This is a genomic window from Cupriavidus sp. UBA2010, from assembly GCF_002335265.1.
Lineage (GTDB): Bacteria > Pseudomonadota > Gammaproteobacteria > Burkholderiales > Burkholderiaceae > Cupriavidus > Cupriavidus metallidurans.
Genome location: NZ_DDCI01000010.1, coordinates 317,573 through 343,212, shown reverse-complemented (window position 1 = coordinate 343,212; position 25,640 = coordinate 317,573). Strand labels below are relative to the sequence as shown.

The following is a 25,640-nucleotide window of genomic DNA, read 5'->3' as shown; positions in this document are numbered from 1 at the left end:
CCATGATCACGCTCTTCACGTTCGGCCCGTCGTTCGGCCTGCCCGATGCGAGCCCGTTCGTCATGAAGGCCGAGTTGCTGCTGAAGATGGCCGGCCTGCCGTACCAGACCGCGCGTGGCAACCTGCGGCGCGCGCCCAAGGGCAAGCTGCCGTACCTGGACGACATGGGCCGGATCGTCGCGGACTCGACGCTGATCCGCTGGCATATCGCGAAGACATATCACGTCGATTTCGACGAAGGACTGAGCCCGGCCGAGCGGGGCACCGCCTGGGCCGTGGAAAAGCTCATGGAGGACAACCTCTATTGGGCGGTGGCGCGTGTGCGCTGGCTGGAGCGTGACAACTTCGAGCGCGGTCCAGCGCAGTTCTTCAACGTCGTGCCGGGGCCGTTGCGTGGCCTGGTCAAGGTGCTGGTACGCCGCAAGGTGCGGCAGATGCTCTGGGCGCAGGGCCTTGGTCGGCATAGCGAGCAGGACATGACGGCGATGGCGGTGCAGGGCATCAAGGCGATCACCGACATCCTTGGTGACAAGCCCTACCTGATGGGAAACAACCCATGCGGCGCGGACGCCACGCTGTTCGCATTCGCGGCCAGCCTGCTGTCCCCGGTATTCGAGACGCCGATTCGCGCCGCGGCCGAGTCACATCCGAACCTGATTGCCTATATGGCCCGGATGCGGGCCCGGTACTACCCCGATTTCCAGGGCAGTGGGGTCTTCGCGTCAGCCTCCGCCGCAACGGCAGGCCGGCCCGAGGCGGCTTTCGGGCAGCAATAGCCCTGCAAAATAGCCGTACAATGTAGGCCGTCCCCAATTTCTGTGCGGTTTCGATCATGTCTGGCAATACTCTCGGCCTGCTTTTCACAGTTACCACGTTCGGCGAATCGCACGGGCCGGCCATCGGCGCGGTAGTGGATGGCTGCCCGCCGGGGATGTCGCTGACCGAAGCCGATATCCAGATCGACCTGGACCGCCGCAAGCCCGGCACGTCGCGTCACGTGACGCAGCGCCAGGAAGCAGACCAGGTGGAGATCCTGTCCGGCGTATTCGAAGGCAAGACCACGGGCACGCCAATCTGCCTGCTGATCCGTAACACCGACCAGCGCAGCAAGGACTACGGCAACATCGTCGAGACGTTCCGCCCCGGCCATGCCGACTACACCTACTGGCACAAGTACGGTATCCGCGACTATCGCGGTGGTGGCCGCTCGTCGGCGCGCCTGACCGCGCCCGTGGTGGCCGCCGCGGCAATCGCTAAGAAATGGCTGAATGAGCAGTACGGCACCGAGATTCGTGGCTACATGTCGCAGCTCGGTGAGGTCGAAGTGCCGTTCTCTGACTGGAAACACGTGCCGGAGAACCCGTTCTTCGCCGCGAACGCCGATATCGTTCCCGAATTGGAAACCTACATGGATGCGTTGCGCCGCGACGGCGACTCCGTCGGCGCGCGTATCGAAGTGGTGGCCAGCCATGTGCCGGTGGGTCTGGGCGAGCCGCTGTTCGACAAGCTCGACGCCGATATCGCGCACGCAATGATGGGCATCAACGCGGTCAAGGGCGTCGAGATCGGCGCTGGCTTCGACAGCGTGTCCCAGCGCGGCACCGTGCATGGCGACGAACTGACGCCGGAGGGGTTCCGCACGAATAACTCGGGTGGCGTGCTCGGCGGGATCTCCACGGGGCAGGACATCAAGGTATCGCTGGCGATCAAGCCGACGTCGAGCATCCGTACCGCGCGCGAATCGATCGACAAGGCTGGCAGCCCGGCCAGCGTGGAAACGTTCGGCCGCCACGACCCGTGCGTCGGCATCCGCGCCACGCCGATCGCCGAAGCCATGCTCGCGCTGGTGCTGATGGACCACGCATTGCGGCATCGCGCCCAATGCGGTGACGTCCGCGTCGACACCCCGCGCATCCCGGCGCAAGCACCGGGCAAATCCTGAGCACCCGCGTTTCCGGGTCGATCGACCCGGGGACCTATTTCCGTTTCGGACTCTTCTATCTCGGCTATTACGGCTACGTCGGCGTGATATCGCCGTATGTCAGTCTGTTTTTCGCCGACCGGGGCTATTCGCCGGTGCAAATCGGCGTGCTGATGGCCTGTTTTCAGCTATCCCGCATCGTGGGCCCGTATCTGTGGGGCTGGCTCTCGGACGTGATGCACACACGCGTGAAGCTGTTGCGGCTGGCCGCGGTCACGGCATTGCTGGCGTTCCTGACCGTGCCCGGTATCCAGAGCTACGGCGGCATGATGGCGATGATGATCGGGCTCAACCTGATCACGAGCGCCATGTCGCCGCTGGGCGACGCGCTGACGATCTCGACGCTGCGCCGGCACGGTGCGTTCGACCATCGCTATGGGCGTGTGCGGATGTTCGGCTCGATCGGCTTTATCGCCGCGGTGCTGACGGGCGGCGCGCTGTTTGAGCGCTTCGGCATGCCGGCGTTTCCGTGGCTGGCCAGCACGATGCTGGCGCTGTTCGCGCTGGTGGTCTTCGGCATGCGCGACGCGCCCGACGAGGGCCCGCGCGCGACACCCCCACCGGCGCTGCCTCTGCTGCGGCGGCCCGATGTGGCCTGGTTCCTGGCATCGGCCTTCCTGATGATGTTCGCTCACGCGGCGCTTTACGTCTTCTACTCGCTCTATCTGGAACAGCTTGGCTACAGCAAGTTCGCGATTGGCGTGATGTGGACCATCGGCGTGGTGGCCGAGATCGTGTTCTTCTTCTATCAGGGCAAGCTGTTCGGCGCGCTGGCGCTGCGCACGATTCTGGCTGGCACATTCGTGCTGGCCGCGCTGCGTTTCGGCCTGACCGGCTACTTCGCGCAGTACGCCTGGCTGATGGCGCTAGTGCAGATCCTGCACGCAGCCACCTTTGGCGCGCACCACAGTGCCAGCCTCAAGCGCCTGCAACGCTGGTTCGCCGGCCCGCTGCAGGGGCGGGGGCAGGCGCTGTACACAGGGATTTCCTACGGCGTGGGCGGCACGCTCGGCGGCCTGGCGATGGGCTGGACGTGGAAGACGCTCGCGCCGATGCACACGTTCGGGCTGGCGGCGCTGGCGGCACTGATTGGCGCGGGATGCGCCGTGATGAGTTTTCGTGGGGAGGCCGAACGGGCCTGAGATCGTCGATCTGACGGATGTCCGGCGCTACGCGCACCCCTCTTCGGTCTATACACCGCGCGCGGAAGAGGGGTGCAAACCATCAGTTCTCCAGCAACCCCGCCACGCGTTCCGCGATCGCCAGCGACGAAGTCAGCCCGGGCGACTCGATGCCGAACAGGTTCACCAGCCCCGGCACGCCATGCGTCCGAGGCCCGTCGATCCGGAAATCGGCCGCAACCTCCGTCGGGCCACTGACCTTCGGCCGGATGCCGGCATAACCCGGCTGCAGTGCGCCGTCGGCCAGGCCGGGCCAGTAGCGGCGGACTTCGTCGTAGAAACTGTCGGCATCGTGCGGCGGCACGCTGTATTCGATCTCGTCGATCCAGCGCACGTTGGGGCCGAAGCGTGCCTGACCACCCATGTCTAGCGTCAGATGCACGCCCAGCCCGGCTGCTTCGGGCACCGGATAGATCAGCCGCGAGAACGGGGCGCGGCCGGCGAGCGTGAAATAGCAGCCCTTGGCGTAGTACTGCGGTGGGATATGTTCCGGCGGAATGCCGTCGATGCGGCGCGCCAGGTCCGGCGCGGTCAGCCCCGCCGAATTGACGACCGTACGGGCGAGCAGCACGGTCGATCCATCATCGCTACCGACCTCGAGCCGGATGCCGTCCGGCGTCACCGCGCCCGACAGCACCGGCGACTGCACGGCCAGCATCGCGCCGGCCCGCTCGGCATCGCCAAGCAGCGCGGTCATCAGGCCGTGGCTGTCGATGATGCCGGTGGAAGGTGAGAGCAGGGCGGCTTCGCATTCGAGCTGGGGTTCCATCGCCCGCGCTTCATCGCGCGTCAGCAGTTGCATGTCATGCACGCCGTTGGCGGCGGCCTTGGCGCGAATGCCTTCCAGCGTGGCCACCTGGGCGGTGCTGGTGGCGACGATCAGCTTGCCGCAGCGCTGATGGGCGACATGGTGGCTGGCGCAGTAGTCGTAGAGCATCGCCTTGCCGCGCACACACAGTTCGGCCTTGAGCGACCCCGCGGGATAGTAGATGCCGGCGTGGATCACCTCGCTGTTGCGCGCGCTCGTAATCGTGCCGAACGCGTTCTCGGCCTCGAGAATGATGACCTCGCGGCCCTGCAGCGCCAGCGCGCGCGCAACGGCCAGACCGACCACGCCAGCGCCGATCACGACGCAATCTACTTGTTCCATCTCTCTGCTCCTTGTTGCTCTGATATCTGTTGTTCAGTCGAGGCCCATCCGCGCAGCGGCGGCGGACAGGTGGGCGGTGGCCGCCGCGCGGGCTGCCGAGGGGTCGCCGGCCGCGATGGCCTCGACCAGGGCCGCATGTTCGGCGTCGGCAGCGCGTGGTGTGCCATGCAATGCGCCGAGGCGGGCGCTGTTCTCCCAGGCGTGCTGGCGCGCCACGAGCAATTGCTGGCTGACGAAATCCGTTAGCCCGGTAAAGCAGGGGTTGTGGGCGGCTTGGGCAATTGCGTGGTGGAACGCAATGTCGGCGGCGGCCGCGCTCGGGAAGTCTGTGGCGTGGGTCTGCATCGTGGCCAGTGCGGCACGGATCGCGACCAGATCGGCATCGGTGCGGCGTGCGGCCGCCATTTCGGCGCACGCGGTTTCCACGACGCGCCGTAATTCGAATAGCTGGGCCAGCGTCGGGCCACCGTCCGGGGCGCTGGCTACGCGCCAGACTTGCCCGCCCGGTGTCTCGGAGACATAGGCGCCGGACCCCTTGCGGGTGACCAGTATCCCGTCGGCCTTCAGCAGGGCGATGGCTTCGCGCACAATCGGCCGGCTTACATCGAACGTCTCTGCCAGCGTGGCCTCGGCCGGCAACCGGGCGCCGGCGGCAAAGCGTCCGGCGGCGATATCGTCGCGCAGGGCCTGGGCGATGCGGCTGGCAAGGGAGGCGGGGCGGGAGAGGCGATTCATTGGGTTTGACATGTCAGGCTGTCAGACAGCTTTGCGCAAGTGGCTGATTTTGCGGTGATGATTGAGCCGCGTCAAGCGGCAATCTGCCCGAGCGCTACAGGTGGCCGATGATCGCCCGCTATCTGAGGTGTGCTGTCTGCCGGGGACCTGCTCCCAGAAGGGTCAAGGTTTCGTCACATTGGCCGATAGCAGCCTTCAAGGGCCGGGAGTCCATCGGTTTGGCACGGCCGCCTTTCATACATGCATCGCGCCGCATTTCCGCTCGTCCGGTCCCGGCGCATCTCATGGAGCCGCGTTCACACCATGATTCTGCTATCTCCCCAGGACCTGCCAGTGGGGCAGCCATTACCCTGGTCGCTGCTCGACGAGCAGGGCAACCTGATGCTCGACAGCGGCAGCATCATTCCCGACGCCCGCGACCTGGCCCTGGTCTTCCGCCACGGACAGGTCTGCCGGCCAGATGACATACCCGAAGCCGGCAACGAACCCGAGGTGCAAACCGCTTCGCGCCTCTCCGCTGGCCCGCTCGGCTTGCAGGTTGGCACGCTGCTGCACGTGAAGACGCCAGGCGAGAAGTCGCGCGCCGCCGCCAGCCGCCTGATCGGGTTTGTCGATCAGGGATTGTTCATCACGTGGCCAACACTCGGGGGGCGGGACCTGATGCTGCAGGCCGGCGAGCCCTTGCTGCTACGCGGCTTCTCGGGCCAGGCCATCCACAGCTTCACCTCGACGATCACGGCGGTCTGCCGCAGCCCGTTCCGGTATCTGGTGCTGTCGGCGCCGGCGCAGACCGAGCAGATGCCCGTGCGGCGTGCGGCGCGTGTGCCTACGCGATTGGCGGCGTATCTGACCGAAGGCGCGGACGAGGATGGTCAGCCGTCCAATGCCGGCATGGATGATCGTATGAGCCAAGGGATGGCGCGGCTGGGCGTGCTGTCCGATCTCAGCACCGGCGGGGCACTTGTGCAGACATCCTCCCTGGCCCCTGCCGTGGGTCAGAAGGTGCGTCTGCGCTTTCGTCTGAAGACGGCTTCGCTCGATGCCGAAGTGATCATCGACGGCACGGTGCGCAGCGCGGCTTCGCAGGACGATGACGAATTCCCGGCCTTCGGCGTGGCATTCGATGCGCTGGGGGAGCGCGAGTTGACGCTGCTGCAATGCTTCATCTACGAGCAGTTGCTGGCCACCACCTGCATGCCGGTTTGACGCGGTTCTGAATCGAGACGCGCTGCAATGCACGCGCGTACTTTGGCTAGTGAACCCTGCAGCCGCCGGTGCATGGCACGATGGATGGCGACGTGGCGGTAGCCGTCGCCGTGCCATCCGCGTCATCGGCCGAGACTGTGGGCTGGTGTCGGCGCATTGCCGTCACTGGTGGGCGTCGACATCCCGCCTGGACCCGACCTGGCCTTGAACAGGCCTTGAACAAGCGGGCGCGGCGTAGTACCAACGACTTCGATATGGCAGCCCGTGGCATGGGCACAAGGCACATCAGGTGCCGTCGGCCTCCATGCATTCTTGAGCGTGGGGTTCGACTTCAGGTAGTCGGCGTTGTTAAGGCGGCACCGTGGAATCGACCGCCGAACAAACCATAACGCTGTCCGGGCGCCGCTCGACAGTGCGGCCTGTTAGCGGATCGCGAATCGAGTCTGTACCAAACTGCCATCGTTAACGCTCGATTGTCGAGCATCAATTCACGCACGTTTTCGCAAGCGTAGCGTGATGGACGACTTGGGTTTCCCCAACAGAGGTCGTCAAACATGAAAAGCAAATGGTCCCTGCGCGTCGTCACGGCAATCGTGGCGATTGGCATCGTTGTCTTCCTCGCGCTTACCGCTCCCACCACCTGGAGATTGCTGCACGCGTCACGTGACCTGCCTGACGCATCTCCCCCCGACTTGAAAAACGGACGTGTCATGTTCGTCGCTGGCGACTGCGCGACATGCCACGCGTCGGTAGGCAAGGGCGACGATACGCTGCTCGGCGGCGGACGTTCGCTCGAGACCGCGTTCGGCACGTTCCACATGCCGAATATCTCGTCGCATCCGAACGACGGTATCGGCCAATGGAAGCTGGAGCAGTTCATCATGGCCATGCGGGAGGGGGTCATCCCTGGCAAGGGCAATGCCTATCCGGCCTTCCCCTATACGTCGTACCAACGCATGACGGCCAATGACCTGCGCGACCTGTTCGCCTACATGCAGTCGCTGCAGCCGGTGGCCGGCACGATACCCGATCACGAACTCAGATTCCCGTTTTCGATGCGGCGCGGCGTCGGCCTGTGGCGGCTGGCTTTCCTCGATGGCAAACCGTTGCCGGAGGTTGCGGCGGACAAGAGTGAACTCTGGCGGCGCGGCAGGTATCTGGTGGAAGGCGTGGGCCATTGCGTGGAATGCCACTCTCCGCGCAACGTGGCGGGTGCCGTGCCATTCTCGAAACGTTTCTCCGGGGGTCCCAATCCCGAAGGCACTGGATACATCCCAAATATCACGCCCGATGAGACGGGCATCGGGTACTGGTCCGTGCACGATATCGCGCGCTATCTTGAAGACGGTGTCGGCCCGATCGGCATGAAGGCTGGCGGCGACATGAAAGAGGTCATCGAGAACACCGCGCGGCTTTCGCACGAGGATCGACTGGCGATGGCCGAGTACCTGAAGTCTGTGCCGGCCGTCGAAGCACCGAACGCTGGTGCGCCGAAGCCGAACCGCACGGCAGAGGTGATCATGCTCCCGGCTGCCCATGCGGCGGCGGGGCCCTCGAAACTGGCTGCGCTGTTGGCATCGCCCGATGTGATCGGCAAGAGCGATGCGCTCTACGTCGTTTCTCCCGCGCCGTTCACGCTGGAGGCGAGCGGCACGGCCGAGGATGGCAAGCTGCTTGGCGCCACAAAGGTTGCCGTCCTGTCGAGAGACGGGGGCCGGATGCGGGTACGCGTCGACGGCTGGCAACTCGATGGCTCGGACAGCGCGGTCTACGCGCTCCAGGGGCAACGGATCCTGCAGGCCGTGCTGTCGCCCGAGGCGATTGCCAGGGTGAAGCGTTTGTCGTCGATCGAGGACGAGCATACGGGCCAGCAGTGGCATCAGGTCAGTCTGGAGGTATGGATCGCTCAGAAGGGATTGTCGGCGGATCTCGCACAACTCTGGCATCACAGCGATGAAACGTATCGCGCGTCTTGCGCCACGTGCCACGCACTGCCGCACAGCGAGGATTTCCTCGCGAACCAATGGATCGGGACGCTCGGCGCCATGAAGCGCTACACGTCGCTGGACGATGCCGAGTACCGGTTGCTGCTGTCGTGGCTGCAGTATCACTCGAAGGACGTCGGTACGTCGTCGAAGGGTAGCCATCCATGACGAGTGCCACGGAAGAGAGCGGAATCCCGGACGTGACGGTGACGCTGGTGCTCGAATGGATTGCGGGCTTGCTGGTGGCGCCACCGACCGGGAACCAGATCGCGCGATTGCGCTCGCCGGAGGGTTGCGCGGTTCTCGGCGCCATTGCGGCGGAATGGTCGAGTCATGCCGCCATGCTCCAGATTCGCAGGGCGCTGGACCCTTGCAAGCCAGCGGACACCGTGGCTGCGGATTTGTCCGTCAGCTACACGCGGTTGTTCGAAGGCGTTTGCGGCAATCCTGCCGTATCACTTTATGAGAGTACCTATGCAGTTGCCGACTGCGAGGTGCCGGTGCAGCCGAGGCTGTACGGCCGCGCCGCAGGCGAGATGGATGCGCTGCTGCGGCAATTCAGGATGGGCCTCGGCGCCACGCGCGAAGCCTCTGACCATATATCGATCGAACTCGCGCTCCTTGCGGCGCTGTTGCGCAAGGGTCACCTCACCGGCGAGGGTTTGATGCGGGCGCGGCTGGCAGGCTGGATGCCGGCATTGATCGACGAATGTATCGCGCTGGACCCGGACGGTTTCTATGGCGGGCTGGCGCGGCTGCTGGGCAATCTGAATCTGCTGGAGGCGCCGGGGCCCGATGGTCAGCCCCACCTCGTCTCCGTGATCGATGGACAAGACGGGAGTCACCATGTCGAATGAATTTGGGAAGTCGGACACGAACATGTCTCGCCGGCGCTTTATCCAGGGCGCGCTGGCCGCGGGTGCGTTAGGTTCCACTGGGGCCACGCTACTGGCGTCGGGTGCGCGGGCGGCGACGGCGGGCAGTCGCGAGGTCCTGACTGGATCGCACTGGGGGGCGTTCTACATGCGTGTGGACGATGGCCGGGTAACGGGCGTCCGGCCGTGGGAGAAGGACCCGAAGCCATCGCATCAACTGCCCGGTGTGCTGGACTCGATGTACTCACCGACGCGCATCCGCCATCCGATGGTGCGCCGGGCCTGGCTTGAACGGGGGCCCGGCGCCGATCCCGAAGGGCGCGGCAAGGGCGATTTCGTTCGGGTCAGTTGGGAGAAGGCGCTCGATCTCGTGGCTGCGGAGCTGGTGCGTGTGCGAAAGAAACACGGCCCGACCTCGATCTTCGGTGGCTCCTATGGCTGGAAGAGTCCCGGCAAACTGCACAATTGCCAGACGTTGCTGGCACGCGCGCTGACCGTCAACGGCGGATTCGTCAGTCGCAGCGGGGACTACTCGACCGGCGCGGCACAGGTGATCCTGCCTTACGTGGTGGGATCGATCGACGTCTACGAGCAACCTACCGCGTGGCCGGTGCTGGCCGAGCATACGGAACTGATGGTCTTCTGGGCGGCCGATCCGATGGTCACGAACCAGATCGGCTGGCAGGTGCCTGACCATGGCGCCTATCCTGGCATGGAAGCATTGAAGAGCAAGGGCGTAAAGGTGATCTGCATTGATCCGGTGCGAACGGACACCTGTCGCTATTTCGATGCCGAATGGCTGGCGCCGCGCCCGCATACCGATGTCGCGATGATGCTCGGGATCGCGCATACGCTGTACACGGAAAAGCTGCACGATGCGAAGTTCCTGGCCCGCTATACCACCGGCTTCGATCGATTCGTTCCCTATCTGACGGGGGAGTCCGATGGCGTGGCCAAGAATGCGGAGTGGGCGGCGAGCATCTGCGAGATACCTGCGGAGACGATCCGCGATCTCGCGCGTCGATTCGCTTCGAAGCGCACGATGCTGGCGGCAGGGTGGTCCATTCAGCGCCAGCATCATGGCGAGCAGTCACACTGGATGCTGGTGACGCTGGCGTCGATGCTGGGGCAGATCGGATTGCCCGGTGGGGGCTATGGCTTCACCTATCACTATGCCAATGGCGGCAGCCCCACGGCTACCGGGCCAGTGCTGCCGGGTATCGTCGGCGGTGCGAAGCCGCCGCCGGGATCGGAGTGGCTCGAAGCGGGCGGGACGGAGACGATACCGGTCTCGCGCATCGTCGAGATGCTCGAGAATCCCGGCAAGCCGTACGACTTCAACGGCAAGCGCTCGAAGTACCCTGACATCCGGTTGGCCTACTGGGTCGGTGGCAATCCGTTCATGCATCATCAGGATCGCAACCGGATGATCAAGGCGTGGCGCAAGCTCGATACGTTCATCGTGCAGGACTTCCAGTGGACAGCCACCGCGCGTCATGCGGACATCGTGCTTCCGTGCACGACGAGCTACGAGCGCAATGACATCGAAGGTATTGGCGACTACTCGATGAGCCACATCCTGGCGATGCGCAAGGTGGTGGCCCCATTGTTCGAAGCGCGCGACGACTACGACATTTTCGCGGCGATCTGCGAGCGGATGGGTACCGGCAAGGCGTTCACCGAGGGGCGCGACGACATGGCCTGGATTCGAACGTTCTACGAAGCGGCGCGCGTTCAGGCACGCGGTAAGCGCATGGAAATGCCAGTGTTCGATGTGTTCTGGAACAGCAACAAGCCGCTGGCGTTCCCGATCGGCGAGGAGGCGAAGGGTTACATCCGGCACAAGGAGTTCCGCGATGACCCGCTGCTCAACGCGCTCGGCACGCCGTCGGGACGGATCGAGATCTACTCGTCGAACATCGCACGCATGAAATACGACGATTGCCCGCCTCATCCCACCTGGATGGAGCCGCTGGAACGGCTGGGTGGACCCACGACCAGGTATCCGTTGCACGTCGACAGCAGCCACCCCAGAAGTCGCCTGCATTCGCAGTTGTGCGGCACGGTGCTGCGCGGGAGCTATGCCATCAAGGGACGCGAGCCGTGCCTGATGCATCCGGAAGATGCCAAGACCCGTGGGATTGCCGATGGCGACATCGTACGTGTGTTCAACGATCGCGGGCAGATGCTGGTGGGTGTCAGGCTTACCGATGACATACGCCGTGGTGTTATCCGCGTGTGCGAAGGCGGGTGGTACGACCCTGCAGAGCCAGGCAAGCCCGGGACCCTGTGCCGATATGGCGACGTCAACAACCTGACGACTGGCATCGGCACCTCGAAGCTGGCGCAAGGCAATTGCGGACACACTGCCATGGCCGACGTCGAGAAGTACCGGGAACCGGCACCTGCCGTCGAAGTGTTCAAAGCGCCGGGCGGGGGCGACGCCTGAGTCGTGGTTCGCCCAATAGAAGGTTCGCCCAATAGAAAACGCCGGCCACCGGCCGGCGTTTTCCTTGTCGTGCAATGCCGCCTGATCTTGTCTCGGGCGGCAGGCGTCTTACATGCCCACGTAGTTCGGGCCGCCGCCACCTTCCGGCGTGACCCACACGATGTTCTGCGTCGGGTCCTTGATGTCGCAAGTCTTGCAGTGCACGCAGTTCTGCGCGTTGATCTGCAGGCGCTCCTTGCCGTCATCGTTCTGCACGAACTCGTACACGCCAGCCGGGCAGTAGCGCGACTCGGGGCCGGCGTACTTTTCCCAGTTGATGTTCACCGGCACGCTCGCGTCCTTGAGCGTCAGGTGCGCGGGCTGGTTTTCTTCGTGGTTCGTGTTGCTGATGAACACCGACGACAGACGATCGAACGTGAGCTTGCCGTCCGGCTTCGGATAGACGATCTTCTCGCACTCGGCGGCCGGCTTCAGGTACACGTGGTCCGGCTTTTCGCGGTGGAGGGTCCAGGGCGGGTTGCGGATGCCAAGCTTCGGCAGCAGCCATTGCTCGATACCGGTCATCAGCGTGGCGGTGGTGCGGCCCTTCTTGAACCACTGCTTGAAGTTCTTCGCTTGCAGCAGTTCCTTGTGGAGCCAGCTCGATTCGAACGCGGCGGGGTAGGCGGTCAGTTCGTCGTGCTGACGGCCGCCCTGCAGCGCGTCGTAGGCGGCCTCGGCGGCCAGCATGCCAGTCTTGATCGCAGCGTGGCTGCCCTTGATACGCGAGGCGTTCAGGTAGCCGGCGTCGCAACCCACCAGTGCGCCACCCGGGAACACGGTCTTCGGCAGCGACAGCAGGCCGCCGGCGGTGATCGCGCGGGCGCCATAGCCGATACGCTTGCCGCCTTCAAAGTAAGCGCGGATTTCCGGGTGCGTCTTGAAGCGCTGGAATTCCTCGAACGGCGACAGCCACGGGTTCGTGTAGTCCAGGCCAACCACGAAGCCCACTGCGACCTTGTTGTCCTCCATGTGATAGAGGAACGAGCCGCCGTAAGTTGCGGGGTCGAGCGGCCAGCCGGCCGTGTGCACCACCAGACCGGGCTTATGCTTGGCCGGATCGATTTCCCACAGTTCTTTCAGGCCGATGCCGTAGCTTTGCGGGTCCTTGCCGGCGTCGAGCTTGTACTTGGCGATGATCTGCTTGCCCAGGTGGCCACGCGCGCCCTCGGCGAAGATCGTGTACTTGGCGTGGAGCTCCATGCCGAGCTGGAAGTTCTCGGTGGGCTCGCCTTCCTTGCTGATACCCATGTTGCCCGTGGCCACGCCCTTGACCGAGCCGTCCTCGTTGTACAGGACTTCGGCGGCCGGGAAGCCCGGGAAAATTTCTACGCCCAGCGCCTCGGCTTGCTGGCCCATCCAGCGAACGAAGTTCGACAGGCTGACGATGTAGTTGCCGTGGTTGTGGAAGCACTCCGGCAGCAGCGCCGGCGGGGTGCCCTTGGAGCCGGATTCGTTCAGGAACAGGAACTTGTCTTCCGTTACCGGCTGGTTCAGCGGCGCGCCGAGTTCCTTCCAGTTCGGGATCAGTTCAGTAAGCGCGCGCGGATCCATGATCGCGCCGGACAGGATGTGAGCGCCGGGCTCCGAGCCTTTCTCCAGCACACAGACATTGACGTCGCCGCCTTTTTCTTGCGCCAGTTGCTTCAGGCGAATAGCCGTGGCGAGGCCTGCAGGTCCGCCGCCAACGATGACGACGTCGTACTCCATGGCTTCTCGCGGGCCGAACTGCTCGACGAGCTGTTGCTGATCCATTGTCTCTTACCCTCTGTTTCTTCTGGGCGGCAATACTGCCGCATGGGTCGCAGTCCGTCGTGCGGGTGCTGCGGTTTGTGGGAATGCGGTGATCGGGCTCCAAGAAACTGGCAGGGATTTGCGGGGCTTTGCGAAGTCTCCCGCATTTCCCCCTTTCGCTTTGGGGACCAAGTTCTTAGAATCTCCGGCATTGTCCGGGACTCGACACCCTCAGGCAAGATTTTTTTTTGAACGACCGTTCTTTTTTTTGGTAAGCTGCGGCCGCCAGCCTATGTAACGTCGGCGCCGCACGTCCGGCTGGGCCGGGCGCCCCCCAAACACCGAGGTAACTATGGGTCTGTCGATTAATCTGGAAGGCAAGGTCGCGCTGGTGACCGGCGCGTCAAGCGGCCTGGGCACGCGTTTTTCCAATGTTCTGGCGGCCGCCGGGGCCAAGGTGGTACTGGCTTCGCGCCGAGTGGAACGGCTCAAGGAGCTACGTGCCTCGATTGAGGCAGACGGCGGCAGCGCGCACGTGGTGCAGCTCGACGTGACCGATCCGGACAGTATCCGGGCGGCCGTGGCGCACGCCGAAACCGAGGCTGGCGCGATCGACATCCTGGTCAACAATTCGGGCGTTTCCACCACGCAGAAGTTGACCGACGTCACCGCTGACGACTTCGATTTCGTCTTCGATACCAATACGCGGGGCGCGTTCTTTGTCGCCCAGGAAGTGGCCAAGCGCATGATCGCGCGGGCCAAGGGCGCCGAAAAACTGGGCAATCCGCTGCCTCAGGCGCGAATCGTCAATATTGCGTCGGTGGCCGGTCTCAAGGTACTGTCGCAGATCGGTGTCTACTGCATGAGCAAGGCAGCCGTGGTCCATATGACCAAGGCGATGGCGCTGGAATGGGCGCGGCACGGTATCAATACCAACGCGATCTGCCCAGGCTATATCGACACCGAGATCAACCACCACCACTGGGACACCGACGCGGGGCAGAAGCTGATCCAGATGCTGCCGCGCAAGCGCCTGGGCCAACCCGAAGACCTCGATGGCCTGTTGCTGCTGCTGGCGTCCGATGCCTCGCGCTTTATCAATGGTGCGGTGGTCACGGCCGACGATGGCATGGTCTGATCCTCCCGGATTGGACCGAGAAGAATAAATAACCAAATAAGAATCACCCCGGGGCGTTAACAGAACGAAGCGAAGCGGTTCTGGGCAGGGAAGGTGGCGCGGCGAGACCATGGCGCCCGTACCACGGTGCCAGAATCGTTTTGTTAGCGCCTCGGGACCGGACCGGAGGCCGGGGAGGATGGAGCAAGACAATCAGGCACGGCGCGACGCCGTGCCGCAGCATGTCGTCGATTCGGTGATCATTCCCGAAGCCGCCGACGAAGCGCGGGACAGCGAATTCCGGGTTTCACCGCGTATCGAGGACTGGATCGGCGTGATCGTGATGGGGCTGTTGGTAATCATCACGTTCGCTAACGTGGTGGTCCGCTACTTCACCGACGAATCGTTTGCCTGGACCGAGGAGTTCTCGGTCTTCCTGATGATCGTGCTGGCGCTGGTGGCCGGCAGCGCCGCCGTGGCGCGCGATCGCAATATCCGTATCGAATTCTTCTTCGAGCGTGGCAGTGCCGCGCGGCAGAAGCGGCTGGCTATCGTTTCGGCGCTGGCCGTCGCGGTCATGTTCCTGGCCCTCGCCGTGCTGGGTGTGCGGATCACGTGGGACGAGTACACGTTCGGTGAGACATCGCCGGGCATCGGCGTGCCGAGCTGGTGGTACTCGGTCTGGCTGCCTGTTCTGTCGATGGCGATAACGCTGCGGGCGCTGGCTCTGGCCCTGCGCAATGTCCGGGCGCTGCGTGCCCTGATGAACGATGGGGAGCGTGCGCAATGACGCTGATCGCCATCATTCTGTTCGCGGTTTTCATTGGCCTGATGCTGCTGGGCGTGCCAATTGGCGTGTCGCTGGGGCTGGGCGGTCTGATCGCCATCGGCCTGTCGAACCTCGATACGCAGATGTTCGGCCTGCTGGCCGTGCCGCAGAACTTCTATGCCGGTCTTGCCAAGTACCCGCTGCTGGCCATTCCAATGTTCGTGCTGGTCGGTTCGATCTTCGACCGTTCCGGCGTGGCGCAGCGACTGGTCACGTTCGCCATCGCGATCGTGGGCCGTGGTCCGGGCATGTTGCCGCTGGTGGCTATTCTGGTGGCGATGTTCCTGGGTGGCATCTCGGGCTCTGGTCCCGCGAACGCGGCAGCGGTAGGGGGCGTGATGATCGCGGCGATGTCGCGTGCGGGCTATCCGGGCTCCTACAGCGCCGCGGTGGTTGGCGCGGCGGCGGCTACGGACATCCTGATTCCGCCGTCAGTGGCGTTCATTATCTACAGCGTGCTGGTGCCGGGCGCATCGGTGCCCGCGCTGTTTGCCGCCGGCATGATCCCGGGCATCCTGGCCGGTGTGGCGTTGATCGTTCCGGCCGTCTGGCTGGCGCGCAAGCACAACATGGGGCATATCGAGGCCGGCTTGCCGCGCCCGCCGTTCTGGAAGAGCCTGCGCGAGGCCGCATGGGGCCTGGTGGCGCCGTTCCTGATCCTGGGTGGCATGCGCGCGGGCTGGTTCACGCCGACCGAGGCCGCCGTCGTGGCCGTGGTCTACGGGCTGTTCGTCGGCATGGTGATCTATCGCAGCATCGGCGTGCGCGACCTGTTCACGATTTTCCAGGAGGCGGCCGAGACATCGGCGGTGATCCTGCTGGTCGTGGCGCTAGCCGGCATCTTCGCCTATGCGCTGTCCACGCTCGGCGTGATCGACCCGCTGGCCAATGCCATTGCGCATTCGGGACTGGGCGAGTACGGCGTGCTGGCGCTGATCGTGCTGCTGCTGATGACCGTCGGCATGTTCCTGGACGGCATCTCGATCTTCCTGATCTTCGTGCCGCTGCTGCTGCCCATCGCCACCGCGTTCCACTGGAATCCGGTATGGTTTGGCGTGGTGCTTACGCTCAAGGTGGCGCTGGGTCAGTTCACCCCGCCGCTGGCCGTCAACCTGATGGTGTCGTGCCGCATCGCGCGCGTGCGCATGGAAGAGACCGTGCCATGGGTGATCTGGATGCTGCTGGCGATGTTCGTCGCCATGCTGATGGTGCTGGCCTATCCGCCGCTGGCCACCTGGCTGCCCGACTACCTGGGCTATTGATATGAACGAGAAAACGAAAAGAGGAGATTCCCGGATGAAACGCCGTGCCCTGATGCTGTCCGTTGCCGCTTCGATCGCCGCCGCCGCGCTTGCGCCGGCCGGTGCGATGGCGCAGACCTACAAGTCCGAATACAAGATGTCGCTGGTGCTCGGCCCCGCATTCCCGTGGGGCAAGGGCGGCGAGATCTGGGCAGACATGGTGCGTCAGCGCACCAATGGCCGCATCAACATCAAGCTGTATCCGGGCACCTCGCTGGTGGCTGGTGACCAGACGCGCGAGTTCTCGGCGATTCGCCAGGGTGTGATCGACATGGCCGTGGGCTCCACCATCAACTGGTCCCCGCAGGTCAAGGAACTGAACCTGTTCTCGCTGCCGTTCCTGATGCCCGACTACAAGGCGCTGGACTCGTTGACCCAGGGCGATGTGGGCAAGTCGATCTTCGCCACGCTGGAGAAGGCGGGCGTGGTGCCGCTGGCCTGGGGCGAGAACGGTTTCCGTGAAGTCTCGAACTCGAAGCACGAGATCCGCAAGCCGGAGGACCTCAAGGGTCTGAAGCTGCGTGTGGTGGGCTCGCCGTTGTACATCGAGACGTTCAACGCGCTGGGCGCCAACCCCACGCAGATGAGCTGGGCCGATGCGCAGCCGGCCATGGCCTCCGGCGCCGTGGATGGCCAGGAGAACCCGCAGAGCGTGTTCGCGGCTGCCAAGCTCTACACGGTGGGCCAGAAGTTCGTGACGACCTGGGGCTACGTGGCCGACCCGCTGATCTTCGTGGTCAACAAGCAGATCTGGGAAAGCTGGACGCCGGCTGACCGCGAGATCGTCAAGCAGGCCGCCATCGACGCCGGCAAGCAGGAAATTGCGCTGGCCCGCAAGGGGCTGAACGAGGCGGGCGCACCGGCATGGAAAGACATGGAGCAGCACGGCGTGAAGGTGACCAGCCTGACGCCGGCCGAGCATGATGCCTTCCGCAAGGCCACCGCCAAGGTCTACGACAAGTGGAAGAAGCAGATTGGCGCCGATCTGGTGACCAAGGCCGAAGCGTCCATCGCCAATCGCCGATGAAACACGTCTTCACCTTCGTGATGCCGATACGGTGGGGTGACATGGACGCCATGGGTCATGTCAACAACACCGTCTACTTCCGCTACATGGAACAGGCGCGGCTCGAGTGGTTCGCCTCGCTGGGGCGTAGCGGTAAGGACGCCAGCGGCCATGGGCCGGTCATCATCAACGCCAGCATGACGTTCCTGAAGCAGCTTCGTCACCCCGGCGACATCGAATGCCGCGTGTACGCAGGCAAGCTCGGTCGCACGAGTTTCGAAACGTGGACGGAGATTATCCGGACCGATCTGCCTGACGTGATCTGGGCGGAAGGTGGCGCGAAGGTGGTGTGGTGCGACTACACGGCGGAGAAGTCGGTCCCGGTTCCGGACGAAATCCGTCGCCTGATCGAGGCGTAGGCTTCAAGTCCGCAATCGGCAGGCCCTCTCTCCCGTCTTGCGGGAGAGAGGGCGCATCCTCAGTGATTGACAAGGCGTTGGACCAGATCCACCGCCGTATGCGCTCCATATTTCTTCATCAGACGTGCCCGGTAGATGTCCACCGTGCGCGGGCTGATCGCCAGCAGCTTGCCGATCTGCTTGCTGGTCTTGCCCTCGACCAGCTGCGCGGCAATATCGCGCTCCCGCGCGGTCAGCTCGGCTGTTACGGGCCGCTTCTGGGATAGATCCTCGAACGTCCAGATGCCGCTGCCGAGTGGATCCTGCCGGTCCAGCGCGCGGCCGGTGACATGGCACCAGAACAGCTCCCCGTTGGCGCGCTTCATGATCCGCTCGTCCGAGTACATCCCCTTTGCATTCATGATCGGCACGATCCGCGCGCCGGTGCGCTCGAACTCGTCGGCAGTGGGGTAGAGCACCTGGAAGGACTCGCCGACCAGGGCGTCGCGCGTGGTGCCGAAGATCCGGCAAACCTCGTCATTGCAATCCTCGATCATGCGGGCGCGCGACAGCACCAGCCCGACGGGCGCAAGCTGAAAAGCGGTCTGGTAGTCGATGGACGGCATTATCCCTTATGTACTTTTACGTAATGGCGTTGGCGGTATGCGTTGACGTATGCTTTGGGGCGGCAACGGCGGGGCCTGACCGCTGATTGTACCGTTACAGATTCCGCATGTGGCCGGTTGGCCATGTGGCGGACCAAGAACGTCGTCGGAAGGCTTCGAACCATCCGCGCGGGACTACCGAGGAAGGAGCAAACAATGAACAAGGTCTACGCCAGCGCTGCTGAGGCGCTCGCGGGCGTCGTGCGCGACGGCCAGACGATCGCCGTGGGCGGTTTTGGTCTGTGCGGCATCCCCGAAGCGCTGATCGCGGCACTGCGCGATAGCGGCGCCAAGCAGCTTACCTGCATCTCCAACAATGCCGGCGTCGATGGTTTTGGCCTCGGCCTGCTGCTTGCCACGCGGCAGATCCGCAAGATGATCTCGTCCTACGTGGGCGAGAACAAGGAGTTCGAGCGCCAGTACCTGGCTGGCGAACTCGAACTCGAATTCACGCCGCAGGGCACGCTGGCCGAGAAGCTGCGCGCCGGCGGATCGGGCATCCCGGCGTTTTTCACCAAGACCGGCGTGGGCACGATCGTCGCAGATGGCAAGGAAATCCGCGAGTTCGACGGCCAGCAATACGTGATGGAGCGTTCGCTGACGGCGGACGTGGCGCTGGTCAAGGCCAAGAAGGCTGACAAGGCAGGTAATCTGGTCTTCCGCCGCACCGCCCGCAACTTCAACCCGGTTTGCGCAATGGCCGGAAAGATCACGGTGGTCGAGGTGGAAGAGATCGTTGAAACCGGTGAGATCGATCCGGACGACGTCCACCTGCCGGGCATCTTCGTGCACCGCATCGTGCTGAACACGAACCCCGAAAAACGCATCGAACAGCGCACCGTGCGTGCCAAGTAAGGAGACAGATCATGGCATGGACACGTGATGAAATGGCCGCGCGCGCGGCCCGGGAACTGCAGGACGGTTTCTATGTGAATCTCGGTATCGGCCTGCCGACGCTGGTGGCCAACCACGTGCCGGAAGGCATGGAAGTGTGGCTGCAGTCGGAAAACGGCCTGCTGGGCATCGGTCCGTTCCCGACCGAGGAAGAAGTGGACGCCGACATGATCAACGCCGGCAAGCAGACGGTGACGACGCTACCCGGTTCGTCGATCTTCTCGTCGGCCGATTCGTTTGCGATGATTCGCGGCGGCAAGATCAACCTGGCCATCCTGGGCGCCATGCAGGTCAGCCAGCGCGGCGACCTGGCCAACTGGATGATCCCGGGCAAGATGGTCAAGGGCATGGGCGGCGCGATGGACCTCGTGGCCGGCGTGGGTCGCGTGGTGGTGCTGATGGAACATACCGCCAAGAAGAAGGATGGCACCGAGGACATCAAGATCCTTGAGGCGTGCAATCTGCCGCTGACCGGCGTGGGTGTGGTGAATCGCATCATCACCGACCTGGCCGTGATGGACGTGACGCCGGAAGGCCTGAAGCTGGTGGAAACCGCTCCGGGCGTGAGCCGGGAGGAAGTGCAGGCGAAGACGGGTGCGAAACTGATTTGATCCGCTGTCTGAGCCGCTTGTTTGAGTTGTTGGTTTGGCCGCCTGGTACGGTGGCCAAAGCACAGTAGCCAGTAGGAAAAAGCCCCCGCCGGTTTATGCCGGCGGGGGCTTTTTTTGCCTGGTGAGGGTTTCCGTTCGCCGATCCTGGCTCGCCGAGCCTCAGGACTTCGCCTTGTTGTAGCTCGAGAAGACCGACGCCGCGCCATTGGCTTTCACCAGCAGCACGTCGAACGGGTCCTTGCGTGAACCATATTCCATGCCCGGAGATCCTGCCGGCATTCCCGGCACGGCCAATCCTGCGGCCTGCGGCTTGCTGGCCAGCAGCTTCTTGATGTCGGCTGCCGGCACATGGCCCTCGATACCGTAGCCGGCGATGACGCCGGTGTGGCACGAGCCGAAGCGGTCCGGAATCCCGTACTTGGTGCGATAGACGCCAGTGTCCTCGACATCGTGCGTGGTCACCGTAAAGCCGTTGGCGCGCAGATGCTTGACCCAGTCCTCGCAGCAGCCGCAAGTCGGGCTCTTGTAGACGTCAATGGCCAACAGCTTCGGCGACTGCGCCATGGCCAACACCGGCGCCAGCGTCAGCGAACTGGCGCCAAGGATGCGCAGGAAGTTACGTCGGTCTGCCATTTACTGCACTCCTCGTTCTCTTATTGGGCCACCCAGCCACCGTCCATGTTCCAGATCGCGCCGCGCACCTGACGCGCGGCTTCGCTCGACAGGAACACCGCCAGCGCGCCGAGTTCCTCGGGCGTGACGAACTGGCCGGAAGGCTGCTTCTCGATCACCAGTTCACGCTTGGCTTGCTCGACCGGAATCCCTTCCTTCTGGGCGCGGGCTTCCACCTGCTTCTGTACCAGTGGCGTCAGCACCCAGCCCGGGCAGATGGCGTTGGCCGTGACGCCGGTCTGCGCCGTTTCGAGCGCGGTGACCTTGGTGAAGCCGACGATGCCGTGTTTCGCGGCCACGTAGGCCGACTTTTCCGCCGATGCCACGAGACCGTGGGTCGAGGCGATATTGATGACCCGACCCCAGTTCTTCGCCTTCATCGAGGGCAGGGCCAGGCGGGTGGTGTGGAATGCGGAGGTGAGATTGATGGCGATGATCGCGTCCCAGCGATCGACCGGAAATTCCTCGATCTTTGCCACGAACTGGATGCCTGCGTTGTTGACCAGGATGTCCACACCGCCGAAGTCCTTCTCGGCATAGCGCATCATGTCCTCGATCTCGGCGGCCTTGCTCATGTCGGCGCCGTGGTAGCCCACCTGAATGCCGCTGCCGGATTTGGCGATCTCCGCCTTTGCGCCGTCCACGTCACCGAATCCGTTGACGATGATGTTGGCACCTTGCGCGGCCAGCGCCTGGGCGATGCCGAGTCCGATACCGCTGGTCGATCCAGTGACCAGTGCCGTCTTGCCTTTGAGCATGGATGCCTCCGTTGGGCGAGTCAGGATGTGCTGTGGCATTGTACTCGCTGAGCGTACAATCCTGCTTTGGCCAAAAGCCCGCAATTTGGTTCAACCACCCGGTTCGACCGTCGTACTTTCCGAAGTAGTCATATCGCTTAACCTTTCGCGTCATCATGCCTTTGGCGCGAGATTGCAGGGAGTCCAGATGTCTTCCAGTCCGCGCCTCGGCTTCGTACAGTGCATCAGCGCATCCGGCCTGCATCGCATGGCCTATCACGAGTGGGGAGATCCCGCGAATCAGCGAGTGCTGGTGTGCGTGCACGGCCTGACCCGTACCGGACGTGATTTCGATGCGCTGGCACGTTCGCTGAGCGACGAGTACCGCGTGGTGTGCCCGGACGTGGCGGGCCGTGGCCGCTCCGACTGGCTGGCCGATCCGCGGGGCTACGTGTTGCCGCAATACGTGTCCGATATGGTCACGCTGATCGCGCGACTGAACGTCGAACAGGTGGACTGGTTCGGCACGTCGATGGGCGGGCTGATCGGCATCGGGCTGGCCGGGCTGGCCAAGTCGCCGGTGCGCAAGCTGCTGCTCAACGATGTGGGTCCGCGCATCACCGCGCAATCGATGGAACGGATTGGTGCGTATCTGGGTTTGCCGGTGCGCTTCAAGACGTTCGAGGAAGGGCTGGCCTATCTGCAGACGATTAGCGCCTCATTTGGCCGTCATACTCCCGAGCAGTGGCGCGAGCTGAATGGCGCGATCCTGAAACCGATGCAGGGCGCCGAGGGGCTCGAATGGGGATTGCATTACGACCCGGCGCTGGCCGTGCCGTTCAAGGACGCGACGCCGGAGGCGATGCAGGCTGGTGAGGCCGCGCTGTGGGCGATGTTCGAGGCCATTCAAGGGCCGACGCTGGTGGTGCGCGGCGCGCAGTCCGATCTGCTGATGCGCGAGATCCTGGCCGAGATGGTGGCACGCGGCAAGCAGGTGTCGAGCGTGGAGATTCCCGATGTGGGTCATGCTCCGACGTTTGTCGATCCGGCGCAGATCGCCATCGCCCGTCAATTTTTCCTGGGGTCTTGAGCCCCGATACTGAACGAAAACTGTCATGAGCACCAACACCCTGAAGCGCGCCCACGTGGGCAAGCGCCTGTCCGAATACGCGGTCTACAACGGCGTGGTCTATCTGGCCGGCCAGGTGCCCGAGGTCGACCCCAAGGCCGACCTGCGCGGCCAGACGCGCGAGGTGCTGGGCCATATCGACCGCCTGCTGGCCGAAGCCGGCAGCGACAAGACGCGCATCCTGATGTGCCAGATCTTCCTGACGGACATCACGCGCATTGGCGAGATGAACGAGGTGTGGGACGAGTGGGTGGCGCAAGGCAATACGCCGCCGCGGGCCACCGTCCAGGCGGCGCTGGCCAATCCCGACTACCTGATCGAAGTGGTGGTGACGGCCGCGCTCAACTGATGCGGGGCGGTAAGACATGGTGACATCGACGGAGCTGACGGGTCAGACCGCGGGCGTGCCCGACGCCGGGCTCGTCGAGCGCGCGCTCGCGTATGTGCGCGAGAAGGCCGACGGCGAGAAACCCACGACACTGCCCACCGGCGAGACCGTGCTGTCTCATGCCGAGGGGATGCTGCGTATCCTGGATGGCCTGCGCGTAGACGATGCCGCGCGTGCGGCGGCGTGCCTGTTCCCGATGGTGGCGTTCGTGCCCGGCGTCGAGGCGCACATCGAGGAACGCTTCGGCGAGGACGTGGCGCGGCTGGTGAGGGGCGTGCGGCAACTGTTGCGGATTGGCGCGATCGCCACGCAGGCCGAGACCGCCGAAACGTCGAAGTCGCAGGCGGCGGCGCGGCAGGAGCAAGTTGAGGCGCTGCGCAAGATGCTGCTGGCCTTCGCGCAGGACATCCGCGTGGTGCTGGTGCGGCTGGCTTCGCGTCTGCAGACGTTGCGCTGGCTGGCGCAGACCAAGAGCCAGCCGCTGCCGGGCGTGGCGCGCGAAACGCTCGATATCTACGCGCCGCTGGCGAACCGGCTGGGTATCTGGCAAATGAAGTGGGAGCTCGAGGATCTGGCCTTCCGCTTCGAGCAGCCCGAGACCTACAAGCGCATCGCCAAACTGCTCGACGAAAAGCGCATCGAGCGAGAGGGCTATATCTCGCAGGCGATCGCGCGGCTGCAGTCGGAGCTGGCGGCAGCGGGCATTCGCGCCGAAGTGACCGGGCGACCCAAGCACATCTACAGCATCTGGAAGAAGATGCGGGGCAAGGCGCTCGATTTTGCTGATCTCTACGACGTGCGCGCATTCCGCGTGATTGTCGACGACATCAAGGACTGCTATACGGTGCTCGGTATCGTGCACCATATCTGGCAACCGATTCCGCGCGAGTTCGACGACTACATCTCGCGGCCGAAGGCGAATGGCTACAAATCCCTGCACACGGTGGTGATCGGCGACGATGGCCGAGCGTTCGAGGTGCAGATCCGTACGCACGAGATGCACCACTTCGCCGAGTACGGCGTGGCGGCGCACTGGCGCTACAAGGAAGCGGGTGGCAGGGGCTATAGCGGTCAGTTCACCGCGGACAACAGCTACGACGAGAAAATCGCGTGGCTGCGGCAACTGCTGGCGTGGAAGGATGACGCCGATCACACGGTCACGCACGAGGATTCGCCGTGGGAGCAGCTCAAGCACGCGGCAATCGACGACCACATCTATGTGCTGACGCCGCAGGCGCGCGTGGTGGCGTTGCCTCAGGGCGCCACGCCGGTGGATTTTGCCTACTACCTGCATAGTGACCTCGGCCATCGTTGCCGCGGTGCGCGTGTCGATGGCGCGATGGTGCCGCTCAACACGCCGCTCAAGAACGGGCAGACCGTGGAGATCGTGGCGGTCAAGCAGGGTGGGCCTTCGCGCGACTGGCTGAACCCCGAGCTGGGCTACCTGGCCAGCAGCCGCGCACGTGCCAAGGTGCGGGCATGGTTCAATGCGCTCGACTCTCAGGAGACGATTGCCCAAGGGCGTGCCCTGATCGAAAAGACGTTGCAGCGCGAGGGCAAGACGGCGGTCAATCTCGACGATCTCGCCACCCGACTCAACTTCAAGACACCGGATGATCTGTTCGCGGCGGTGGCGAAGGAAGAGTTCAGCCTGCGCCACGTGGAGCAGGCGCTACGGCATCCGGACGGGGAGGTGCAGCCGCAGTTCAGCGAGGAAGAGGCCGTTACCAAGAAGAGTCGCGCCACCAGCGTGGCGCGCGGCGCCAAGAGTGGCGTGCTCGTGGTGGGCGTCGATTCGCTGATGACGCAAATGTCTCGCTGCTGCAAGCCGGCGCCGCCGGACGATATCGTTGGCTTCGTGACTCGTGGTCGGGGTGTGTCAATCCATCGACGCAACTGCCACACGTTCCAGCAACTGGCGACGCGCGACCCTGAGCGAGTGATTCAGACGGAATGGGGCAAGCGCAGCGATGCCGTGTATCCCGTGGACATCCAGGTGGAGGCGATCGACCGGCAGGGCTTGCTGCGCGATATTTCCGAAGTGCTGTCGCGCGAGAAGATCAACGTCACGGGTGTGAAGACGCTGTCGAGCAAGGGTGTTGCTCGAATGCAGTTCACGGCGGAGGTTGCCGAGGCCACGCAACTCCAGCGTGCGATTTCCCTGATCGAAGAAGTGCAGGGGGTGTTGCACGCGAAACGAAAATAAGGTTATACTTGCAGCTTCGCTAGGCTCGTAGCTCAGCTGGTTAGAGCACCACCTTGACATGGTGGGGGTCGTTGGTTCGAGTCCAATCGAGCCTACCAACGAACATGCAGTAAAAACGTAGCACCCGTCGGCAATCGAAGGCTGGCGCTGGCAGATCCGAACAACCTTCCAAGGAACGGAAACGCATCATGAGCAAGACAACTCGAACTACTACCGCTGGTTAGCGACAGTAGTCGAGGTGCGCCTTCGACCCGTAGTGTGTGATACGGGGAAACACAGAAAAACGCGGCCTTGGCCGCGTTTTTTTTCGTCTGTCGTTTTCCAGCATCCTGTAAGCTGCCTCGTCGCTCGC

At 64.0% G+C, this 25,640-nt stretch carries 23 protein-coding genes and 1 tRNA gene; 18 read left to right on the top strand and 6 right to left on the bottom strand.

All coding sequences use genetic code 11. The annotated features are described in order from the left end of the window. The first annotated feature begins 2 nt into the window (after nucleotides 1-2). The 3 genes from B2246_RS07080 (at nucleotide 3) to B2246_RS07070 (ending at nucleotide 3,123) form a co-directional block, all read left to right on the top strand. Nucleotides 3-776, top strand: coding sequence for a glutathione S-transferase family protein (locus B2246_RS07080; protein ID WP_286880931.1), 774 nt, complete (start codon nucleotides 3-5; stop codon nucleotides 774-776). A gap of 56 nt (nucleotides 777-832) precedes the next feature. After that, nucleotides 833-1,942 carry a chorismate synthase gene (aroC, locus tag B2246_RS07075; RefSeq protein WP_286880930.1) on the top strand — a complete coding sequence of 370 codons (1,110 nt, stop codon included), beginning with the start codon at nucleotides 833-835 and terminating at the stop codon, nucleotides 1,940-1,942. An 83-nt stretch (nucleotides 1,943-2,025) separates the two neighbouring features. Then, nucleotides 2,026-3,123, top strand: coding sequence for an MFS transporter (locus B2246_RS07070; RefSeq protein WP_008650526.1), 1,098 nt, complete (start codon nucleotides 2,026-2,028; stop codon nucleotides 3,121-3,123). Nucleotides 3,124-3,205: 82 nt separating this feature from the next. Here B2246_RS07070 and B2246_RS07065 read toward each other — a convergent pair whose 3' ends face one another. Together B2246_RS07065 and B2246_RS07060 are read right to left on the bottom strand one after the other, a co-directional pair. Then, a complete protein-coding gene (locus B2246_RS07065) occupies nucleotides 3,206-4,312 on the bottom strand; it encodes an NAD(P)/FAD-dependent oxidoreductase (RefSeq protein ID WP_008650525.1) in 1,107 nt (368 codons plus the stop codon). 33 nt (nucleotides 4,313-4,345) lie between these two features. Next, the gene (locus tag B2246_RS07060) at nucleotides 4,346-5,047 is read right to left on the bottom strand and encodes a FadR/GntR family transcriptional regulator (RefSeq protein ID WP_286880928.1); all 702 of its coding nucleotides are present in this window, start codon (nucleotides 5,045-5,047) and stop codon (nucleotides 4,346-4,348) included. 303 nt (nucleotides 5,048-5,350) lie between these two features. Between B2246_RS07060 and B2246_RS07055 the strand changes: the two genes are divergently transcribed. The 4 genes from B2246_RS07055 to torA all read left to right on the top strand — a co-directional run bounded on the left by B2246_RS07055 (nucleotide 5,351) and on the right by torA (nucleotide 11,562). Next, entirely contained in the window at nucleotides 5,351-6,253 is a 903-nt protein-coding gene (locus tag B2246_RS07055; RefSeq protein WP_008650523.1) for a flagellar brake protein, read from the top strand. A 554-nt stretch (nucleotides 6,254-6,807) separates the two neighbouring features. Then, nucleotides 6,808-8,406, top strand: coding sequence for a c-type cytochrome (locus tag B2246_RS07050; RefSeq protein ID WP_040011227.1), 1,599 nt, complete (start codon nucleotides 6,808-6,810; stop codon nucleotides 8,404-8,406). After that, nucleotides 8,403-9,095, top strand: a complete 693-nt coding sequence (locus tag B2246_RS07045) for a TorD/DmsD family molecular chaperone (protein WP_008650521.1) — start codon at nucleotides 8,403-8,405, stop codon at nucleotides 9,093-9,095. Before B2246_RS07050 ends, B2246_RS07045 begins: the two co-directional genes overlap by 4 nt. Next, complete coding sequence (gene torA, locus B2246_RS07040; RefSeq protein WP_008650520.1) at nucleotides 9,085-11,562, top strand: trimethylamine-N-oxide reductase TorA; 2,478 nt, start codon at nucleotides 9,085-9,087, stop codon at nucleotides 11,560-11,562. The genes B2246_RS07045 and torA overlap by 11 nt, the downstream gene beginning before the upstream one ends. 108 nt (nucleotides 11,563-11,670) lie before the next feature. Here torA and B2246_RS07035 read toward each other — a convergent pair whose 3' ends face one another. Next, complete coding sequence (locus tag B2246_RS07035; protein ID WP_008650519.1) at nucleotides 11,671-13,356, bottom strand: electron transfer flavoprotein-ubiquinone oxidoreductase; 1,686 nt, start codon at nucleotides 13,354-13,356, stop codon at nucleotides 11,671-11,673. 331 nt (nucleotides 13,357-13,687) lie between these two features. Here B2246_RS07035 and B2246_RS07030 point away from each other — a divergent pair, with 331 nt between their 5' ends. From B2246_RS07030 to B2246_RS07010, 5 genes are all read left to right on the top strand, one after another. Then, on the top strand, nucleotides 13,688-14,473 hold the full coding sequence (locus B2246_RS07030) for an SDR family oxidoreductase (protein WP_008650518.1): 786 nt from the start codon (nucleotides 13,688-13,690) through the stop codon (nucleotides 14,471-14,473). A 178-nt stretch (nucleotides 14,474-14,651) separates the two neighbouring features. Next, nucleotides 14,652-15,242 (top strand): TRAP transporter small permease, encoded by a 591-nt coding sequence (locus tag B2246_RS07025; RefSeq protein ID WP_008650517.1) that lies wholly within the window; start codon nucleotides 14,652-14,654, stop codon nucleotides 15,240-15,242. Further along, nucleotides 15,239-16,543, top strand: coding sequence for a TRAP transporter large permease (locus B2246_RS07020; RefSeq protein ID WP_008650516.1), 1,305 nt, complete (start codon nucleotides 15,239-15,241; stop codon nucleotides 16,541-16,543). Before B2246_RS07025 ends, B2246_RS07020 begins: the two co-directional genes overlap by 4 nt. 34 nt (nucleotides 16,544-16,577) lie before the next feature. Next, nucleotides 16,578-17,609: a DctP family TRAP transporter solute-binding subunit gene (locus tag B2246_RS07015; protein WP_008650515.1), complete on the top strand. Its 1,032-nt coding sequence runs from the start codon at nucleotides 16,578-16,580 to the stop codon at nucleotides 17,607-17,609. After that, a complete protein-coding gene (locus tag B2246_RS07010) occupies nucleotides 17,606-18,007 on the top strand; it encodes an acyl-CoA thioesterase (protein WP_008650513.1) in 402 nt (133 codons plus the stop codon). The genes B2246_RS07015 and B2246_RS07010 overlap by 4 nt, the downstream gene beginning before the upstream one ends. A 59-nt stretch (nucleotides 18,008-18,066) precedes the next feature. Here B2246_RS07010 and B2246_RS07005 read toward each other — a convergent pair whose 3' ends face one another. After that, nucleotides 18,067-18,612 carry a PAS and helix-turn-helix domain-containing protein gene (locus B2246_RS07005; RefSeq protein WP_008650510.1) on the bottom strand — a complete coding sequence of 182 codons (546 nt, stop codon included), beginning with the start codon at nucleotides 18,610-18,612 and terminating at the stop codon, nucleotides 18,067-18,069. Between the two features lie 195 nt (nucleotides 18,613-18,807). Here B2246_RS07005 and B2246_RS07000 point away from each other — a divergent pair, with 195 nt between their 5' ends. Both B2246_RS07000 and B2246_RS06995 read left to right on the top strand, forming a co-directional pair. Continuing rightward, nucleotides 18,808-19,506, top strand: a complete 699-nt coding sequence (locus tag B2246_RS07000; protein WP_008650509.1) for a CoA transferase subunit A — start codon at nucleotides 18,808-18,810, stop codon at nucleotides 19,504-19,506. Between the two features lie 11 nt (nucleotides 19,507-19,517). Then, nucleotides 19,518-20,156 (top strand): CoA transferase subunit B, encoded by a 639-nt coding sequence (locus tag B2246_RS06995; RefSeq protein WP_008650507.1) that lies wholly within the window; start codon nucleotides 19,518-19,520, stop codon nucleotides 20,154-20,156. 159 nt (nucleotides 20,157-20,315) lie between these two features. On the opposite strand, the gene B2246_RS06990 is transcribed toward B2246_RS06995, so the two are convergent. Beyond that, nucleotides 20,316-20,789 carry a DUF411 domain-containing protein gene (locus B2246_RS06990; protein WP_008650506.1) on the bottom strand — a complete coding sequence of 158 codons (474 nt, stop codon included), beginning with the start codon at nucleotides 20,787-20,789 and terminating at the stop codon, nucleotides 20,316-20,318. Nucleotides 20,790-20,809: 20 nt separating this feature from the next. Next, nucleotides 20,810-21,586, bottom strand: coding sequence for a 3-hydroxybutyrate dehydrogenase (locus B2246_RS06985; protein WP_011515941.1), 777 nt, complete (start codon nucleotides 21,584-21,586; stop codon nucleotides 20,810-20,812). Between the two features lie 187 nt (nucleotides 21,587-21,773). On the opposite strand from B2246_RS06985, the gene B2246_RS06980 reads away from it, so the two are divergent. From B2246_RS06980 to B2246_RS06965, 4 genes are all read left to right on the top strand, one after another. Then, nucleotides 21,774-22,655, top strand: coding sequence for an alpha/beta fold hydrolase (locus B2246_RS06980; RefSeq protein WP_286880922.1), 882 nt, complete (start codon nucleotides 21,774-21,776; stop codon nucleotides 22,653-22,655). Nucleotides 22,656-22,680: 25 nt separating this feature from the next. Then, nucleotides 22,681-23,043: a RidA family protein gene (locus B2246_RS06975; RefSeq protein ID WP_008650501.1), complete on the top strand. Its 363-nt coding sequence runs from the start codon at nucleotides 22,681-22,683 to the stop codon at nucleotides 23,041-23,043. 16 nt (nucleotides 23,044-23,059) lie between these two features. After that, entirely contained in the window at nucleotides 23,060-25,288 is a 2,229-nt protein-coding gene (locus tag B2246_RS06970; RefSeq protein WP_286880920.1) for a RelA/SpoT family protein, read from the top strand. Nucleotides 25,289-25,309: 21 nt separating this feature from the next. Next, a tRNA-Val gene (locus tag B2246_RS06965) sits at nucleotides 25,310-25,386 on the top strand. Nucleotides 25,387-25,640 lie beyond the last annotated feature (254 nt).